The sequence below is a fragment of the Streptomyces sp. NPDC049541 genome (genome assembly GCF_044465725.1).
Classification (GTDB): Bacteria; Actinomycetota; Actinomycetes; order Streptomycetales; family Streptomycetaceae; genus Streptomyces.
The window spans coordinates 348256-363870 of record NZ_JBITLY010000003.1; the positions used below are offsets into that span (position 1 = coordinate 348256).

Consider the following 15615-nt stretch of genomic DNA (forward strand, 5'->3'; position numbering starts at 1 on the left):
TGCTCCGGTTCCTCAGCCTCCGCGACCAGCTCGGGCTCCGGCTCGGGGGCGGTCTCCGCCACAGGTTCGGCCGCGGGCTCGTCGGCCTCGGCCACGGCGGGCGTCGGCTCGGGGGTCAGCTCCGGTTCCTCAGCCTCCGCGACCAGCTCGGGCTCCGGCTCGGGGGCGGTCTCCGCCACAGGTTCGGCCGCGGGCTCGTCGGCCTCGGCCACGGCGGGCGTCGGCTCGGGGGTCAGCTCCGGTTCCTCAGCCTCCGCGACCAGCTCGGGCTCCGGCTCGGGGGCGGTCTCCGCCACAGGTTCGGCCGCGGGCTCCGGCTCGGCTTCCGCCACCGGTGCCGCGGTCTCCTCCGGTGCCGCGGTGGGCTCCGGCTCCTCGGCGGCCGCCGGCTCAGGGGTCTGCTCCGGCTCCTCGGTCTCAACCTCAGCGGCCGACTCCGTGGCGGCTTCGGTGGCCGGTTCCGGCTGCTCCTCGGGGGCGGGCCGCGGCTCCGGGGTCACCCGGTCCAGCGGCTCCGACGGCCTCGGAACCGTGACGTTGTCGAATGCCGCCGCGACCAGTTCGTGCTCGTCCTTGTCCTCCGTGGACGACGAGCGCGGTTCCGGGACCTGGGCGGACGGGGTCGGCTCCGGCTCGGGGGAGGGGGCCGGGACCGTTGGTTCCGGAGTGTGCGAGGGGGTGAGGTCCGCACCCTCTGCTTCGGAGGCACGCCCCTTGCGTGACCTGCCGAACGCGTTCCGCAGGAGAGTGAGAATGCCCATGTGCGCAACCCTTCGCGTGAGTTGATCCCGTCAATCCCTGGCCAGGACGGACACGTAAGGTTAGCGGCCCCGGATAGCGATCTTGGGCAGGGGCAAGGGACAGTACGGCCACTCGTGTCAACCACGCGTCAACGGGGACGCCTCGTGTTCCAGCCACTCCCGTTGCGGGCGAATGCCCTCAGCGCGGTGACGCGATCGCCCGCGCCGCCGCCACCTCCTGCCGCAGTGGCTCCAGCACGCTGCCCGCCGGTCCGGTGAGGTCCGTGCGGACCGGATAGAGGATCTCCGTGTCCCGTAGGCCCTCCGCCAACTCGACCAGCTGCATGGTCACTTGGCGGATCTCGGCGGCGGACGGGGTGGCCGCCCCGTGCCGTACCCGCACCGCCGCGGCCGTCGTGGCGTCCACGATCCGTTCCACGGCGACGACCAGCGGCCACCAGGCGGCGGCCCGGCGGCCGGTCGGCGGCGGTTCGGTCAGGGCGCGCTGGAACTCCGTGCGGATGACGGACAGATCGCGGTAGAGGCGGCGTCGCATCCGGGCGCGGGCGGCCGGTTCGGTGCCGTCGCCGAAGGCGGACTCGACGTACCGGGCGGTGTCGGCGACCGCGTCCGCGAGCCGGTCGCCGACGCGGGTGTGCCAGCTCTCCGGCCACAGCAGATAACCGGCGACCAGCGCGATGCCGCAGCCGATGAGGGAGTCGACCAGGCGGGGCAGGAGCAGCGCGGTGCCCTGGTGGTTCAGGACGTCGGAGAGCAGCAGGATCACCGGTGTGATGGCGGCCGTCTGGTAGCCGTAGCCGCGCGGGGTGAACGCCGGGATCAGCGGGGCCAGGACCAGCATCACCGGTACGTCCCACCAGCCGCGCGGTACCGCCGCCAGCACCGCCGCCGCGATCACCAGGCCCGCGACCGTGCCGAGGGCCCGCAGCAGGGCCCGGGAGAAGACCGAGCCGAAGTCCGGTTTCAGCACGAAGGTGATGGTGAGGGCGACCCAGTACGAGCGGGGCACCGGGACGATCGACACCAGGGCCTGCGCGAGGCCGATGCAGAGCGCGAGGCGCAGTCCGTAGCGCCAGGAGTTGGCGGAGAGGGTGACGTTGCGGGCGGCGCGGGCCGCGCGGATCGACAGGGCCGCCGGGCGGCCGAGGCGGTCGTCGATGCCCCTAGGGTCCACGTCGGGCGCGGTGACGACCTCGGCGGCGTGCCGCAGGGCGTGGTCGACGGCGCGTGCGGTCTCCGAGGTCGGCACGGGCAGCCGCAGCCCTATCGGTCCCGTGTAGCCGGTCTCCACGGCCTGCGCGAGGTGGCGTACGGTCTCGGGGACCTCCGCAGGCAGGGCCGTACCGCTGAGGCGGACGGCGGGGGCGGCCTCCACGACCGGGGTGATGGCGTTCAACTGGGCGAGCAGGCGGGTGAGTTCGGGGCTGCGGCCGTGGTGGCGGGCGCGCCGGGCGAGGACGAGGTCGTACGACTGGTTCAGGGACTGGGTGACGGCGTGGCGCGCGGCGTCGTACTCCTCGGTGCCGCAGGCGGCCATCAGCGCGGCCACCGTGCGGTAGGTGTCCGCGACCGCCGCCCGCTCCGGCACCCCGGACCGCAGGGGCCAGGCGAGCAGCGCGAGAAGGAGGACGAGGAGGCCGCCGCCGGACATCAGCACGGGCGCGAGCCACCAGTCGCCCGGCATCGGCAGCCCCGCGCCGACCACGGAGTTGAGGAGCAGCAGCAGCCCCGACACGGAGGCGACCGCCCCGATCGTCGAGATCATCCCGGAGACCAGCGCGACGCCGGTGACCGCGGCGACGGCGACCCAGCCGTGCCCGAACGCCAGCGAGCCGAGGGTCACGCCGATCGCGCCGAACAGCTGCGGGATCGCGATGTTGAGGATCCGCATGCGGTACGCGTCCGCGGTGTCGCCGATGACGCCGGACAGGGCACCCATGGAGGCCAGCGCACCGTAGGCGGGCCGGCCGGCCGCGAGGCCGATCGCCAGCGGAAGCGCCATCGCGGTCGCCGCACGGGCCACGGCAGCCCAGTTCACCGGGGCCTGCTGGGGCCGGAGGTTCCTTACCAGCCAGTCGGGAGGGGTGAGGCCGGCGGGGAACTCTCGGGACATGCGCCCATTATGAGCACCCCCGTCTCGGCTCATCCGCGCTGGTGAAGCGGTCGGTCGGGTTCCAGGAAGCGGGTGCTGGTCGTCGAGATGTCCGGGCCGGTGTCGAGGGTGCGGTGGATGGCGGGCGTGGGCGCGCCGGGTGGTTCATGGGTGCTGGTGAAGCGTGATGTCCACGGGTGGTGGGCGGTGGTGGGTGTCGGTCGGGTTCCAGGAAGCGGGTGCTGGTCGTCGAGATGTCCGGGCCGGTGTCGAGGGTGCGGTGGGTGGCGGGCGTGGGCGCGCCGGGCGCCTCTTGGGCGCTGGCCGCTGAGATGTCCGGGCGGTGTCGAAGACGTGGCGGGCACGCCGGGGGGCTCATGGGCGCTGGTGGAGTGTGAGGTCCACCAGCAGTGCGCGGTGGTCGGTGTCGGGCAGGTGCAGGAAGTGGGCGCTGGTCGCCGAGAAGTCGCGGGAGACGAGGACGTGGTCGATCTGGGTGCCGAAGGTCGGGGTGGTGCGGGCGGGCCAGGTGGGGGTGCGGGGGTGGCCCGTGAGGCGGGCCGCGTCCTGCAGGCCGGTGTCGAGGATGCGGCGGAAGGCGGCGTGGTCCTGGGAGGCGTTGAAGTCGCCGGCCAGGATCATGGGCGTACGGGCGGCGGCGGCAGCGTCCCGCAGCCGTCCGAGCTCCCGGCGCCAGAGGCCGACCTGGCCGGGCAGCGGCGGCATGGGGTGCGCCAGCTGGAGCCGTACGGCATGGCCGTGCACATCGGCGACGGCACCCGGCATGCCCATGGTCCCGACGACGCCCTGCGTGCCCTTGAGCGGGAAACGGCTGAGGATGACCGACCCCGCGGAGCCCTCGGCCGCCACGGCCTGCCGGTACGGGTAGTCGGCGCCGAAGTCCCGCGTCAGCCGGGTCCGGCAGGTGTCCTCGCACTCCTCCACGAACACCAGGTCCGGCTTGTGGCGCCGGATCTCGGGGACGAGGGAGCCGGTGCCGCGCCCGAACTCGACGTTCGAGGTCAGCACCCGGAACTCGGCGACGGGAGCGCCGCCGGGCTCGTCCGTCTTCCCGTACGGCTCGATGAACCACGCCAGCAGACCGAGGACGGCCAGCGCCCAGACCATGCCGAGGCGCCAGCGGCCCAGCAGCGCCAGCAGCAGGGCCAGTCCGGCGGGGGCGAGCAGCCAGGGCAGGAAGGCGAGGACCTGGGGGACCGGGCTGAAGCCGTCGCTGTCGGCCGCCCGGCAGCCGACGACCACGCTCACCGCGGCCAGCAACAGCCCCGCGCACCAGGCCGCGAGGCGCCGCCCGGCCCGCCGTGCCTGAGGACCCTCACGCGCGGTGGTCCACTCGGCAGCCGCAGTGTCCAAGTCCGGGCCCTCCGCTCACGAGTGGGATGCCCGAATCATCCCCCGGCGGAGTCGATGCGCGCCAGGAAACTCTCCAGGGCCTCGTTGAACTCCTTCGGCCGCTCCAGGTTCGGCATGTGGGCCGAGCCCTCGATGACGTGGAGGGTCGAGTCGGGCAGCGCCGCGTGCATCGCCTCGGCGTCGGCGACCGGGGTGTAGGTGTCGTCGGCGCCCACGACCACCAGGGCCGGCACCGGGACGGTGGTGAGCAGTTCGCGGTAGTCGGGGCGGGCGGCGCGGGCCCGCAGGGCGGCCGCTGCGGACTTGGGGCGGGTGGCCGTCATCATGCCGTGGACATGCGCCTTGACCTCGGCGGTGGCGTACGGCGCGACCATCTTCTCCAGGACCTCGTCGGCGTACCCGCGCATCCCCTCCCGCAGCAGACGGTCCGCCATGGCGTGCCGCACCTCGACGCCCTCCGGTGTCTCCGGGGCCGGGAAGGTGTCGGCGAGGACCAGGCCGCGGACGCGGGCGGGGAACTGCCGGTAGAAGTCCATGACGATCTGTCCGCCCATGGAGAGCCCGGCGAGCACGCACGACTCCACTCCCAGCTCGTCCAGCAGCACCGCGAGGTCCTGCGCGAACTGCTCGAAGCGCGTGACCTCCGGAGCGGACGGGGAGGCGCCGTAGCCGCGCAGGTCGGGGGCGATCACCCGGCGGGAGCCGGAGAACGCCTCCAGTTGCGGGTTCCACATCGTGTGGTCGAAGGGGTGGCCGTGCACGAGGATCAGCGGGATCGGCATGCTCCGACCCTAGGGCGGGCCGACTTCTCAGTGCAATAAGATCTTTGCCCTCGGTGCAATGCCGGGACCGGCGACAACGGGGGCCCAGTGGACGCGTACCGGCGGATAGCCGACCGCATAGCCGACGACATCGCCGCCGGACGGCTCCGGCCGGGCGAACGGCTGCCTCCGCAGCGGCAGTTCGCCCGCCGGCACGGCATCGCGGCCTCCACGGCGGAGCGGGCGTACGGCGAACTGGTACGGCGGGGGCTGGTCGTCGGCGAGGTCGGCCGGGGCACCTTCGTACGGGCCGCCCGGACCGGACCCGCCGGGCGTGCGCTCACCGAGCCGGCGACCGAGGCCCCGGTGAACATGGAGCTCAACTACCCTTCCGTGCCCGGCCAGTCGGAGCTGCTCGCCCCCGCCCTCGCGCCGATGCTGCGCCCCGACGTCCTCACCGAGGCCCTGCGCCCGGCCCCCGCCGCCGGGACCGCGCAGGCCCGCGAGGCGGTGGCGGCCCTGCTCGCCACCCCCGGCTGGTGCCCGGACCCCGACCGGCTGCTCTTCACCGGCAACGCCCGCCAGGCCATCGCCGCCGCCCTCGCCTCCCTCGTCCGGCCGGGCGGCCGGGTGGGGGTCGAGGAGCTGACGTATCCGCTGGTCAAGGAGATCGCGGGCCGGCTGGGCGTCCGGCTGGTCCCGCTGGCCACGGACGAGGGCGGGCTGCGTCCGGAGTCCGTCGCCGCCGCGCACCGGGCCGCTCCCCTGGCGGCGCTGTACGTCCAGCCGGCGCTGCACAACCCGACGTCCGTGACGACGGGCGAGGCACGGCGGCGCGAACTCGCCGAGGTCGTCAGTGACTTGGACATCCCCGTCGTGGAGGACCGCATCTGGTCCTTCCTCGCCGACTCGGCCGAGGCCGCCGATCCGCTCGCCGCATACGCCCCCCACCTCGCCCATGTCGTCGACGGCCTCTCCAAGCGGGTCGCGCCCGGGCTCACGGCCGGCTTCCTCGTCGTACCGGCGCACCGGGTGGAGACGGTGGCGACGGCCGTGCGGTCCGGGGGATGGAGCGCCGGGCGGTTCGCGCTGGAGGCGGGGGTGCGGTGGATCGGGGACGGGACGGTGCAGCGGCTGGTGGCGGCGAAGCGGGAGGATGCGGCGCGCAGGCAGCGGCTGGTCGCCGAGCATCTGGAGGGGTTTCGGGTGCGGGGCGCTCCGCTGGGCTATTTCGCCTGGTGGGAGCTGCCTGCGGGGTGGCGGGCTGACACGTTTGCCGCGGCTGCGGCCGCGCACGGGGTTGCCGTCACACCGGGGACTGCTTTTGTGGTCGACCCCAAGCGGACCCCGGATGCGGTCAGGCTTGGTCTGGCGTCTGCTGCTCTGCCTGATCTGGAGCGGGCGCTGCGGGCGCTTGCCAGCGTGGCGCTAAGGGCTCCGTTGTAGGTCGTCTGCGGGTTCGTCGTGGCTTGTCGCGCCCCGCGGCGGAGCCGCAGATCGACGCCGCCCCGCGCCCCTGTGGGGCGCGTCCCTAAGGGGCGCGGTCGAGCTGCTCCGGAAGCGGCCGACGAGCCAGGTCGCCAGGGCGACCGTCAGGCCCAGTGTGATCAGGAGCCAGCACGCCTCGCGGAGCGTTGCCGTCAGGGCGTCGTAGACGGCGGCCGCGGCCGGCTGCTGGGTCTCGTCGGGGAGGTCGGCGAGGGTGAAGTGGCGGCCGATGGTGACGGCGAGGGCGAGCAGGGCGCCGCCGAGTGCCGTGCCGAGGGCGGTCGCGGTGACCGCGCGGCGGCGGCAGGCGGCGACGGCGATCCCGGTCACGGCGAAGACGACGGCCGCCACGGGCAGCCAGAAACCGGCGACTTCCAGCACGTGGAACCCCTTCCGGAGGCGGTCCAGTTCCTGGGCCGGGAGCACCGCGACCTCGGTGTGCTCGACCGGGATGCGGTTCGCCAACGGGACGTGGTCCACGGTGAGTTGACGCTTGACCTGGGCGGTGAGGGGGGCGAGGTCCACGGTGACGTCGCGGTCGCTCTCGTCGTGCAGGGCGCGCAGCACCGCGTCGTGGACCGCCCGGTTCCCGGAGTCCCAGGCCAGCCGGAAGGCCTCGGTGCCGGTGAAGGAGTGCACCGCGTCGTGCACGAAGGGGCGCACGCTGCCCCGCAGCGGCCGTACGTCTCCCCGTTCGTCGACCTGCTCCATGATCCCGGCGCCGACGGTGTCCGCGACGGCGTCCCGTACGGCGGGGTCCCCGGCCAGCGGCGCCATGGTCGTGACGTAGCGGCTGGTGTCGGTCAGGTCGTACGCCGCCCAGGCCGCGAGCGTGCCGCACGGCGCGAGCAGACACGCCAGGGCGATCAGTGCCGCCGACAGGGCGTGCCGCAGGCGCTCAGGTCGCTTGGGGGCCACCTCTCCAGGCAACGGCCCGGGGGCGGGGTCCGCGAGCGGGGCGCCCCCATACGGGTTCCGTCCGGGTGCGCCGCACCCGGGGGCCGGTCAGCGGATGCGGTTGCCGACGGCGTCCTCGCGCGTGTAGTAGCGGTAGAAGAACACCAGGAAGATGCCCGCCGTCACGGCCACGCCCAGGGCCACCGAGCGGTAGACCGACTCGCCGGTCTGGCTGTAGAGGAAGCCGACCGCGGCGCCCGCGAAGCCGGACTTCACCAGGGAGTGCAGTTCACGCTTGAGCAGCGGTGCGAACGTCGCGACGGCGATGCACAGCACGATGAACACGGCAGCCGTGACGAAGCCGAACAGGATGTTCCAGCCGGTGATCTCGCCGCCGCCGCGCCGGTTGGCCGCGGCCCAGAAGCCGTAGACGAGCCCGAGGACGACGGGGATCCCGTACCGCCCGACGGTGTGGACCCGCTCGTCGAAGAGGTCGGGTGTGCGAGTGGGCCGGGCCGCGCGGTTCAGCCTGACCTTGTCCATCATCCCGCCGGGCGTGGGTGCCGCTTGAGCCATGAGAGCACTCCTCTCTCCTCGCCCCTGCCTACCAGAGCACACCTGGAGGTGGGCCTTGGCAAGTCGGTGGGCGGAGCCACCGGCCGCCCTGCGCCCGGTTTTCGGTCCTGGCACCCACCTTTGCACCCGCAGCGGTTACGGTGCTGCCGTAAGTGATCGACGGGGGATGGGGAGGGAACGATGCCCGGAACCGTGCTGTTGCTCGCCGCAGCCCCGGCGGGCAAGGGGTGCCTGGTGGACGCGGCGTCCGTGCTTCCCGTCCTCGCGGCCGTCCCGCCCGCCGTCCTGTCCGGCACGGACACCGCGAACGTCGTCGAACTCGCCGACCCCCTGGAACCGCAGGCCGTGCTCACCCGGCTGCGGGCCGCCGCGGGCGCCCCGGGGCCGCTCACCGTCTTCGTCACCGGGCAGCTGCAACTCGACCGCCGCCAGCGGCTGCCGCACCTGGCGCTGGCCCGTACGACGCCCGCGACGGTGCGCTACACCGGGCTGCCGTGGCACTGGATCCGGGAGGAACTGCGGCTGCGGGCGGTCGGTTCCACCACGCTGTTCCTGGACCTGCATGCGGATGCCGAGGCCTGGGAGTGGCTACGGAGCGCTCCGCTCGACTGCGGGGCCAACAACGCCGTCTACGGCCGTGTGGCACCTCCGCCGTCGCGGCGGGCGGTGGCGGTGCCCACGTACATGAAGGCGGTGGCGACGATTCTGCGCAGTGGGCTGCGGCCTCCTGCGGAGCAGTTGCATCAGCAGGCGCTGGGCCGGGTGGGTGCGGAGGGGTATGCGGACCTGGTGCTGGGCGCGCCCGGCGTGAGTGGTCCCGTACCTGGGGGCTTCGCCCCCAGGCCCCCTCATCGGCCTGAACGGCCTCGTCCGCAAACGCCGGACGGGCTGAAAGATGCCGGCCGGCAGTACAGCAGTGACGTTGATCCCCACTCCGCCATCTCCGCCGCCGTCCAGTCCGGTCGGCACCCCGAAGCCGACGCCCTCGCCGCCCGCCATGAGCAGGCCGCCGTGCACGCGCACGGGCCCGGGTCCGAGGAGGCCTTGCACTGGGCCGAGGTGCGGGCGGATCTGGCGATGTTCGCCGGGGATCCGGTGCGCAGCTGCCGGGCCTGGCTCGGGGTGGCCGCCGCGCGGCTGGCGGCGGGGCAGGCGCCGGACGCGCCCGCCGTGGAGGCGGCCGTGGACCGGGCGCATCACCAGTGGGGGCAGGTCCGGGACCCGGCCGCGGCGCGGGAACTCGGGGCGTCGCTCGCCGGGTTGCGCTCGCGGGTGCCGGGGCGCAGGCAGGGGGCGCTGGACCATGTGCAGCGCCAGTTGCGGCAGTTGCAGACCCAGGGCTGACCTGGCCCTACACCTCGGCGGTGGCGAACAGCTCCAGGTGGCCGCACGTGGGGCAGCGGTACGCCTCTATCTGCCGCCGGGGCCGGCCCATCCGCCTGGCGCCCCCGAAGGGCCCCCGCTCCAAGGCGCCCTCGATCCAGCGCGCGTAACCGTGCGTGCCCTGGCCCTCGTCCTCGATGAAGCCGTCCATCAGGCCGATGGTGCCGCAGTAGGTGCACTTGTAGTTGTTCACGCGGCGAGTGTAGGAGCGCGATCACCACGTGGGGCGGGCGAGCTGGGTGAGATACGCGAGCGCCCCCGACACCAGCGTCCGTACGCCCGGCGTGACCGTCGACAGATCCGGCGCGAAGTGCGGGCTGTGGTTGCTCGGTACCGCCAGGAACTTCTCCATCAGGTCGGTGCCGGGGGCGGCGTCCCACACGTCGGCCGGGGTGGTCGTGACGAACCAGTAGGAGTACGGGATCGAGCCCTGCGCCAGGTGCGGGAAGTCCTCGCTGCCCATCACCGGGCCGAAGTCCAGCACCGTCCCGGTCCCGAGCACCTCCTCGTGCACGGCGGCGATCCGCCGGTCGGTGTCGGCGTCGTTCGTGGTCACCGGGAAGGCCGCGCCGACCGTGACCTCCGGCTCCCGCGGGCAGCCGGCGGCCAGCGCCTCGCCCGCCGTGATGCGCCGGATCGCCGCGATCATCCGCTCGCGCACCTCGTCGGACTGGGTGCGCAGGTTCAGGGCGATGCGCGCCTCGGACGGGATGATGTTGTGCCGGGTGCCGCCCTCGATACGGCCGACGGTCAGCACGGCGGACTCGCGGGCGGCGATCTCCCGGGAGACGACCGTCTGGAGACGGGTGACGAGGTAGGCGGCGGTGACCACGGGGTCGACGGTCGTCTCGGGGCGGGAGCCGTGCCCGCCGCGGCCGTGCAGGACGATGTCGATGTCCGTCGACGCCGACATGATCAGGCCGGGTGAGTGGGCGTAGAAGCCCACGGGTCCGGGCGCCGCGTGCTGGCCGAGCAGGACGTCCGGGCGCGGGAAGCGCTCGTACAGGCCGTCCGCGATCATGCCCTGGGCGCCCTGGCCGGTCTCCTCGGCGGGCTGGCCCACCACCAGCAGGGTGCCGGACCAGGTGTCGCGCCCGGCGGCCAGCGCCGCGGCCGCGCCCGCCAGCCAGGTCACATGCAGATCGTGCCCGCAGGCGTGCATCACGCCGGGGGTGGCGGAGGCGTACGGCAGGCCCGTCTCCTCGAGCACCGGCAGCGCGTCCATGTCGGCGCGCAGCAGGACCGTCGGGCCCTCGCCGTTGCGCAGGACGCCCGCGACTCCGGTGCCGCCGATGCCCTCGGCGGTCTCGTAACCCGCCTTGGTGAGCCGCTCGGCCAGCTTGGCGGCCGTGCGGTGCTCCTGGAGCGACAGCTCGGGGTGGCGGTGCAGGTCCCGGTAGAAGTCCTCCAGGTCGGAGACCGGGAGATCGGCGGTGAGGTCCAGCGCGGTGCGGGCGGCGGGAGACGGCATGGGGGCAGCGTAGGCGGCACCGGGCCTCGGCGGGGCGGGGCGCCGCACATTGCGAGGGCCCGCGCCGGCAGCGCGGCCGCCGGCGCGAAGGGGGGATGTGCGTCGGCGGCCGCGCTTGGGAGGGGGGTTCCCGGTGAAGAGCCTGGCAGGCGGAGAGTTGATGGGCACCCCCGTTCACGGGGGTGATCAATCCCGCGGGCCCGTCGTCTGCCGGTCGGGTGCCGGTCAGGCGTACGGGTCGAAGGGGATGCCGCTCGGCTTGGCCTTGTTCAGGTGGTCGGCGAACTTGGAGTCCTGCAGCGGGAAGTTCGCGCTGCCCCAGTCGGAGGCGTTCAGCGTGTCCCGCAGGCCGGGCGCCAGGGCGGACCAGCTGAGCAGGTTCTCCTGGTGCCAGGCACCGGTGTCGTTCTCCGGGGTCTCGCCCCACTTGGCGAAGCGGAAGGCGTGAGTGGACGCGCCGTCCTTGTGGTAGACGGCCTCGACGCGCTGTCCGCTCATCGGGACATCGGCGATCGGGTGGGTGCTGAAGCCGCCGTGCCGGGAGGCGGACAGATACGCCGGGGTGGACGCGCCGTCCTGGACCCAGACGACCATGCACTCCCAGTCGTGGCGGTGGCCGATGCCCGGGGAGGCCTCGTCCTTCTCGAAGTAGCTGGCGTAGATGATCCCGCACCAGCCGTTGTTGCACTTGGACCGCGCGTAGGTGTTGGCGTGCCCGAGGTGGCCGGAGCGGCACTCGCCGGTGATCGGGCCGGTCGGCTTCAGACCGCCGTTGAGGTTGCCGCTCGGGTCGATCGCGGCGGCCGGGTAGCAGCTGTCCGTGTCGTAGTCGTAGACCGGCTCGAAGTTCTTCTCGAACGCTGTCGCGTTCTCGGGCAGGTTCTGCAGCACACCGGCGAAGGCGCTGCCCGGCAGGGCGAGGGCGAGCACGGCGGCGCTGCCGGCGACGGCGGCGGCCCTGGCGAGGCGGTGGGACCTGGCGCTGCTGACTGCTGGGGGCATGGGGGCTCCAGTCGACGATCCGTTCGTTGCGGACATGACATCCGGGTGCGGGACGAAGACTGGTGCAGGTCGAGAGTTGAATGGAAGGGCTTTCCATCAAATTCGAGGCGGCTTTTCCCCGAACTGAGTGCTGACCGACCGGGCCTAGCCCCGGTGGTGAACCTGCTGCACCTGGTCGGTCGGCCTGGTGTCGGCCGCCTTGGCCGGGCCCGCGTTGGCTGCCAGGACCAAGGCGGCCACTGCGACGATGGCTGCGCCGAACCCTCGGGCGTAACGCTCGGAGATGTGTCGGAGCACGGCAACCTCTCAACAGCGTCTCAACAGTGTTGTATTAAACGTGCTTAAGACGCCGCTTAACCTAGGGGGCGACGGGGCCAACGGCAAGAGGTTCAGGGGGAGTTGTCGTGTCGGACCGTGATGATCCGGTGACCATCGGTCGCAGAGTCCAGCAGTTGCGGTCCGAACGCGGGCTCACCCAGCGGCAGTTGGCGGAGCCCGCCTACACCCCCGCCTACATCTCCACCCTGGAGGCCGGCCGGGTCCGCCCCTCCGCCGAGGCGCTCAGGCACATCGCCGAGCGCCTCGGTATCGCCTACGAGGAGCTGGTCACCGGGCGTCCGGCCCGCCTCGCCACCGATCTGCGCCTCCGGCTGACCGAGGCGCAGCGCACGCTCGCCGGCGGCGAGGCGGAGCAGGCGGCCGAGCAGTACGCCGTGCTGCTCGCCGAGGCCGAGCGCCACGAACTCGTCGACGTCCAGGCGGTCGCCCTGCTCGGGCTCGGCGAATGCGCGCTGGACACCGGAGAGCTGGAGGCCGCCCGGCAGTACTTCGAGCGCTCCGAGCGCGCACTCGCCGACGTACCGCTGCCCGCCCGGGTGCCCGCCCTGCGCGGGCGGGCCGTCTCCCACTACCTGGCCGGTGAACTCCGTTACGCCGTCTACCTGCTGGAGTCCGCGCTCGACGAGCTGAACCGCAGCGGGCTGCACGACCCGGACGCGCTGCTCCTCCTCTACGCCAGCGTCATCGGCCCCTACATGGACATGGGCGCCCAGGCCCGCGCCGCCCAGGCCGCCGAGTTCGCGCTCGCCCTCGCCCCGCAGTGCCAGGACCCCGCGCTCGTCGCCCGTATGCACCGCTCGGTGGCCCGCACGCTGCTCGCCGAGGGCCGTATCGCCGAGGCCGACGCCTCCCTCGCCAAGGCCGCCGAGCTGTATCGCACCCTCCAGATCCGCACCGAACTGGCCAACTGCCACTGGATGCGCGGCTATGTGTGCGCCCAGAACGGAGAACTCGACCGCGCGGAGGGCGAGTTGAGGCAGGCCCTCGACATGCTCTCCGCGGGGCGCGCCGCCCTCTACAGCAGCCAGGTCGCCGTGGAGCTCGCCGACGTACTGCACCGGCGCGGCAAGTCCGACGAGGCCGCGGCCCTTCTGCAGAACGTGCTCAGCGACGCTCTGGGCCCCGAGCGCGGCGCCCTGCACTCCGCCGCCGCCCACCGGCTGCTCGGCATCATCGCCGAGGACACCGGCGACACGGAGGCCGCCGAGGAGCACTACGTCCGTGCCCTGAGCATGCTGGAGCGGGCGGGCGCGGCCGGTGACCTGGCCGACCTGTGCCGGCTGCTCGGCGATCTGCTGCGCCGCACCGGCCGGGTGGAGGCGGCCCTGGACGCCTACCGCACGGGCCTCGGCCACCGTACGGCCCCCGGCACCACCACCCTCGGACCCGCACCGGCACAGCCTCCCCTGTGACGCCGGGGGGCGCCCTGCCTGGCCGGCGGGCCGACGGCGTTTCGCACCCGGGGGCAGGGGTAGTCGGGCAGCGCCCCCAGATGCAGGCCCCGCTGCGATCGGAGGAGGCGATGGCCGTGGACGCAGTAAGGGCCGTCGACGTGATCGCCGAGGTCGTGCGCGATGCCCGGCCCGGGGAGACACCGGCCCGGCTGTGCGCGGCGGCGGTGAAGCTGCTGCCGGTCGTCGGCGCGAGCGTGTCGCTGCGCAGCAGCGGAATACCCATCCGGCTCGCCGCGAGCAACTCCCTGGCCTGGTTTCTCGCGGAGGCACAGACCACCCTCGGTGACGGCCCGTGGCTGCACGCCTACCGGGACGGGGCCCCCGTGCTCGCCTGCGACCTGACCGCCGGCCGGGACCTGCACCGCTGGCCGGTGTTCGCCCGGCAGGCGGCGGCCGTCGGTGTCCGGGCCGTGTACTCGATGCCGCTGGGCAGCGATGACGGCCTGACCGTGGGCACGCTCGACCTCTACCGCGATACCCCGGGCGGCCTGACCGAGGACGAGCTGCGCCGTGCACAGCTCGTGGCCGCCGTCATGACGCTGGCCCTCACCACCCTGCCGCGGGAGGAGAGCGGCAGCGGTGGCGAGGAGGCCTGGCTGGCCGGTCTGGCCGACGAACACGACGAGGTCTACCAGGCCATCGGCATGCTCATGGCGCAGCTCGGCGTCGACGCCGAGGAGGCCTCGGCCCGGCTGCGTGCCCGCGCCTTCGCGCAGGGCCGCACCGCCCTCGAGGTGGCGCACGACGTCATCTCGCACCGGGAGCGACTGGACGGCGACTGAGCGACCGCGCGACCGGACCCCAGGATCCCGAGATCCCGAGATCCCTATGATCACGGCATGGACATACTGGGTATCTCCCTGCTCACCCTGCTGGTGCTCTTCGGTATCGGCAGCATCGAGAACCGGATCTCCCGCGCGGACAGACGAGCGGCCCGTATCGAGCGCAAACTCGACCTGGTCCTCGGCCACTTGGGACTCAACGAGCCCGAACCGTGGTCGGACGAGGTGAACGCGCTGCTGCGGGACGGCAAGAAGATCCAGGCGATCAAGGTGTACCGGGAGGCGACCGGGGCGGGCCTGAGGGAGGCCAAGGAGGCCGTGGAGAAGCTCGCTTAGACCTCGGTCATCGGGCGGCCGCCGTCTCAGACGCGCAGCCGGGGCTGCTTCCTGACATCGGCCAGCCGCTGCGCACCCACCTGTACGAAGGCCTTCGTGGTGTCGGCGGACACGTCGCCCGTGCCGCCGTGGGACAGGGCGATCGTGTCCTGGCCGGCGCGGACCACGGCGACGTCGAGGGTGAGCAGGGTCTGTTCGCCGGTCGCCGTCGCGCTGGTGACCGTGACCCGCAGCCCCTGCCGGTCGTCGCCGACCACCGGCAGTACGGCCTCGTCGACCCGGACGTTCTGGAGGGTGCCGCGCCCGGTCACCGCCGTGAACTTGGCGCAGGTCTTCGGCAGGGTCCGCATCCAGGTCAGCGTCCGGGACACGGCGGCGGGCTGCAGCGCCAGCACCTGGTACCGCAGCTGCGTCTGGTCCATGGCGTCGTCGAGCCCGACCACGGCCCGCGTCCCCGTGGCGTCCGCACCGAACAGGTCGTCCGTGTACAGCGCATCGAGGAGCTTGCGGCACTCGGGCACGTCGGCGTGGGCCTTGAGCACCCCGTCCCGCCAGGTCGCGGCCCCCTGCGTGGGCGCCCACGGCGCACCCAGATCCGTCTGGGTCACCAGCGCGGCCTGAGCCTGCGCCTCGGTGAGGGGCGGCGGTGCGGCGGGGGCCGTGGGGGACGGCTTCGCGCTGTGCACGGCGCTGTGCGAGGCGGTGGGCGCCTTCTCCTTCGTCCCCGGTGCCGGGCCCACGCCCACGATGAGACCGCACGCGCTCGCGCTCATCAGCGCCCCCGCGGACATCACGGAGGCGACGAGGACACGGGACGGGGTGCGGGTCATCGGACGCCTCCTGGCCACCTCAAGATCGGTTACCTCTCCAAGGGACCACCGCCCAGGACGCCCCACCAG

15 protein-coding genes and 1 pseudogene are annotated in these 15615 nt (G+C 73.4%); 5 read left to right on the forward strand and 11 right to left on the reverse strand.

Going from position 1 to position 15615, the window contains the following annotated elements:
• From ACIBW9_RS13890 to ACIBW9_RS13905, 4 genes and pseudogenes are all read right to left on the reverse strand, one after another.
• Nucleotides 1–761, reverse strand: a pseudogene (locus ACIBW9_RS13890) (Toxic cation resistance protein); the annotation flags it as partial.
• A gap of 178 nt (nt 762–939) precedes the next feature.
• Nucleotides 940–2874, reverse strand: a complete 1935-nt coding sequence (locus tag ACIBW9_RS13895; RefSeq protein ID WP_398954549.1) for an FUSC family protein — start codon at nt 2872–2874, stop codon at nt 940–942.
• A 354-nt stretch (nt 2875–3228) separates the two neighbouring features.
• Complete coding sequence (locus tag ACIBW9_RS13900; RefSeq protein ID WP_398954551.1) at nt 3229–4227, reverse strand: endonuclease/exonuclease/phosphatase family protein; 999 nt, start codon at nt 4225–4227, stop codon at nt 3229–3231.
• Nucleotides 4228–4262: 35 nt separating this feature from the next.
• The gene (locus ACIBW9_RS13905) at nt 4263–5009 is read right to left on the reverse strand and encodes an alpha/beta fold hydrolase (RefSeq protein WP_398954554.1); all 747 of its coding nucleotides are present in this window, start codon (nt 5007–5009) and stop codon (nt 4263–4265) included.
• Between the two features lie 87 nt (nt 5010–5096).
• On the opposite strand from ACIBW9_RS13905, the gene ACIBW9_RS13910 reads away from it, so the two are divergent.
• A complete protein-coding gene (locus ACIBW9_RS13910; RefSeq protein ID WP_398954556.1) occupies nt 5097–6434 on the forward strand; it encodes a PLP-dependent aminotransferase family protein in 1338 nt (445 codons plus the stop codon).
• On the opposite strand, the gene ACIBW9_RS13915 is transcribed toward ACIBW9_RS13910, so the two are convergent.
• Nucleotides 6417–7394, reverse strand: coding sequence for a hypothetical protein (locus ACIBW9_RS13915; protein ID WP_398954559.1), 978 nt, complete (start codon nt 7392–7394; stop codon nt 6417–6419). The two genes, ACIBW9_RS13910 and ACIBW9_RS13915, sit on opposite strands and share 18 nt — an antisense overlap.
• Nucleotides 7395–7481: 87 nt before the next feature.
• Nucleotides 7482–7949 (reverse strand): hypothetical protein, encoded by a 468-nt coding sequence (locus ACIBW9_RS13920; protein ID WP_398954561.1) that lies wholly within the window; start codon nt 7947–7949, stop codon nt 7482–7484.
• Between the two features lie 180 nt (nt 7950–8129).
• Here ACIBW9_RS13920 and ACIBW9_RS13925 point away from each other — a divergent pair, with 180 nt between their 5' ends.
• Complete coding sequence (locus tag ACIBW9_RS13925; RefSeq protein ID WP_398954563.1) at nt 8130–9293, forward strand: hypothetical protein; 1164 nt, start codon at nt 8130–8132, stop codon at nt 9291–9293.
• A gap of 7 nt (nt 9294–9300) precedes the next feature.
• Here the strand turns inward: ACIBW9_RS13925 and ACIBW9_RS13930 are convergent, their stop codons facing one another.
• The 4 genes from ACIBW9_RS13930 to ACIBW9_RS13945 form a co-directional block, all read right to left on the reverse strand.
• Nucleotides 9301–9525 (reverse strand): hypothetical protein, encoded by a 225-nt coding sequence (locus ACIBW9_RS13930; RefSeq protein ID WP_398954565.1) that lies wholly within the window; start codon nt 9523–9525, stop codon nt 9301–9303.
• A gap of 21 nt (nt 9526–9546) precedes the next feature.
• A complete protein-coding gene (locus ACIBW9_RS13935) occupies nt 9547–10803 on the reverse strand; it encodes an amidohydrolase (protein WP_398954567.1) in 1257 nt (418 codons plus the stop codon).
• Nucleotides 10804–11028: 225 nt separating this feature from the next.
• Nucleotides 11029–11805 carry an NPP1 family protein gene (locus tag ACIBW9_RS13940; protein WP_398954570.1) on the reverse strand — a complete coding sequence of 259 codons (777 nt, stop codon included), beginning with the start codon at nt 11803–11805 and terminating at the stop codon, nt 11029–11031.
• A gap of 144 nt (nt 11806–11949) precedes the next feature.
• Nucleotides 11950–12102, reverse strand: a complete 153-nt coding sequence (locus ACIBW9_RS13945; protein ID WP_398954572.1) for a hypothetical protein — start codon at nt 12100–12102, stop codon at nt 11950–11952.
• 107 nt (nt 12103–12209) lie between these two features.
• Here ACIBW9_RS13945 and ACIBW9_RS13950 point away from each other — a divergent pair, with 107 nt between their 5' ends.
• The 3 genes from ACIBW9_RS13950 to ACIBW9_RS13960 all read left to right on the forward strand — a co-directional run bounded on the left by ACIBW9_RS13950 (nt 12210) and on the right by ACIBW9_RS13960 (nt 14716).
• The gene (locus ACIBW9_RS13950) at nt 12210–13556 is read left to right on the forward strand and encodes a tetratricopeptide repeat protein (RefSeq protein ID WP_398954574.1); all 1347 of its coding nucleotides are present in this window, start codon (nt 12210–12212) and stop codon (nt 13554–13556) included.
• 116 nt (nt 13557–13672) lie between these two features.
• Nucleotides 13673–14380: a GAF and ANTAR domain-containing protein gene (locus tag ACIBW9_RS13955; RefSeq protein WP_398954576.1), complete on the forward strand. Its 708-nt coding sequence runs from the start codon at nt 13673–13675 to the stop codon at nt 14378–14380.
• Between the two features lie 57 nt (nt 14381–14437).
• Nucleotides 14438–14716: a ribosomal protein L7/L12 gene (locus ACIBW9_RS13960; protein WP_398954577.1), complete on the forward strand. Its 279-nt coding sequence runs from the start codon at nt 14438–14440 to the stop codon at nt 14714–14716.
• A gap of 26 nt (nt 14717–14742) precedes the next feature.
• Here the strand turns inward: ACIBW9_RS13960 and ACIBW9_RS13965 are convergent, their stop codons facing one another.
• Nucleotides 14743–15546 carry a hypothetical protein gene (locus tag ACIBW9_RS13965; RefSeq protein WP_398954579.1) on the reverse strand — a complete coding sequence of 268 codons (804 nt, stop codon included), beginning with the start codon at nt 15544–15546 and terminating at the stop codon, nt 14743–14745.
• Nucleotides 15547–15615: the final 69 nt, after the last annotated feature.

Excerpts from the sequence above, each read along its gene's own strand:
- ACIBW9_RS13895 (WP_398954549.1), bottom strand. The coding sequence starts at position 2,874 with ATGTCCCGAGAGTTCCCCGCCGGCCTCACCCCTCCCGACTGGCTGGTA.
- ACIBW9_RS13905 (WP_398954554.1), bottom strand. The coding sequence starts at position 5,009 with ATGCCGATCCCGCTGATCCTCGTGCACGGCCACCCCTTCGACCACACG.
- ACIBW9_RS13920 (WP_398954561.1), bottom strand. The coding sequence starts at position 7,949 with ATGGCTCAAGCGGCACCCACGCCCGGCGGGATGATGGACAAGGTCAGG.
- ACIBW9_RS13925 (WP_398954563.1), top strand. The coding sequence starts at position 8,130 with ATGCCCGGAACCGTGCTGTTGCTCGCCGCAGCCCCGGCGGGCAAGGGG.
- ACIBW9_RS13935 (WP_398954567.1), bottom strand. The coding sequence starts at position 10,803 with ATGCCGTCTCCCGCCGCCCGCACCGCGCTGGACCTCACCGCCGATCTC.
- ACIBW9_RS13940 (WP_398954570.1), bottom strand. The coding sequence starts at position 11,805 with ATGCCCCCAGCAGTCAGCAGCGCCAGGTCCCACCGCCTCGCCAGGGCC.
- ACIBW9_RS13960 (WP_398954577.1), top strand. The coding sequence starts at position 14,438 with ATGGACATACTGGGTATCTCCCTGCTCACCCTGCTGGTGCTCTTCGGT.
- ACIBW9_RS13965 (WP_398954579.1), bottom strand. The coding sequence starts at position 15,546 with ATGACCCGCACCCCGTCCCGTGTCCTCGTCGCCTCCGTGATGTCCGCG.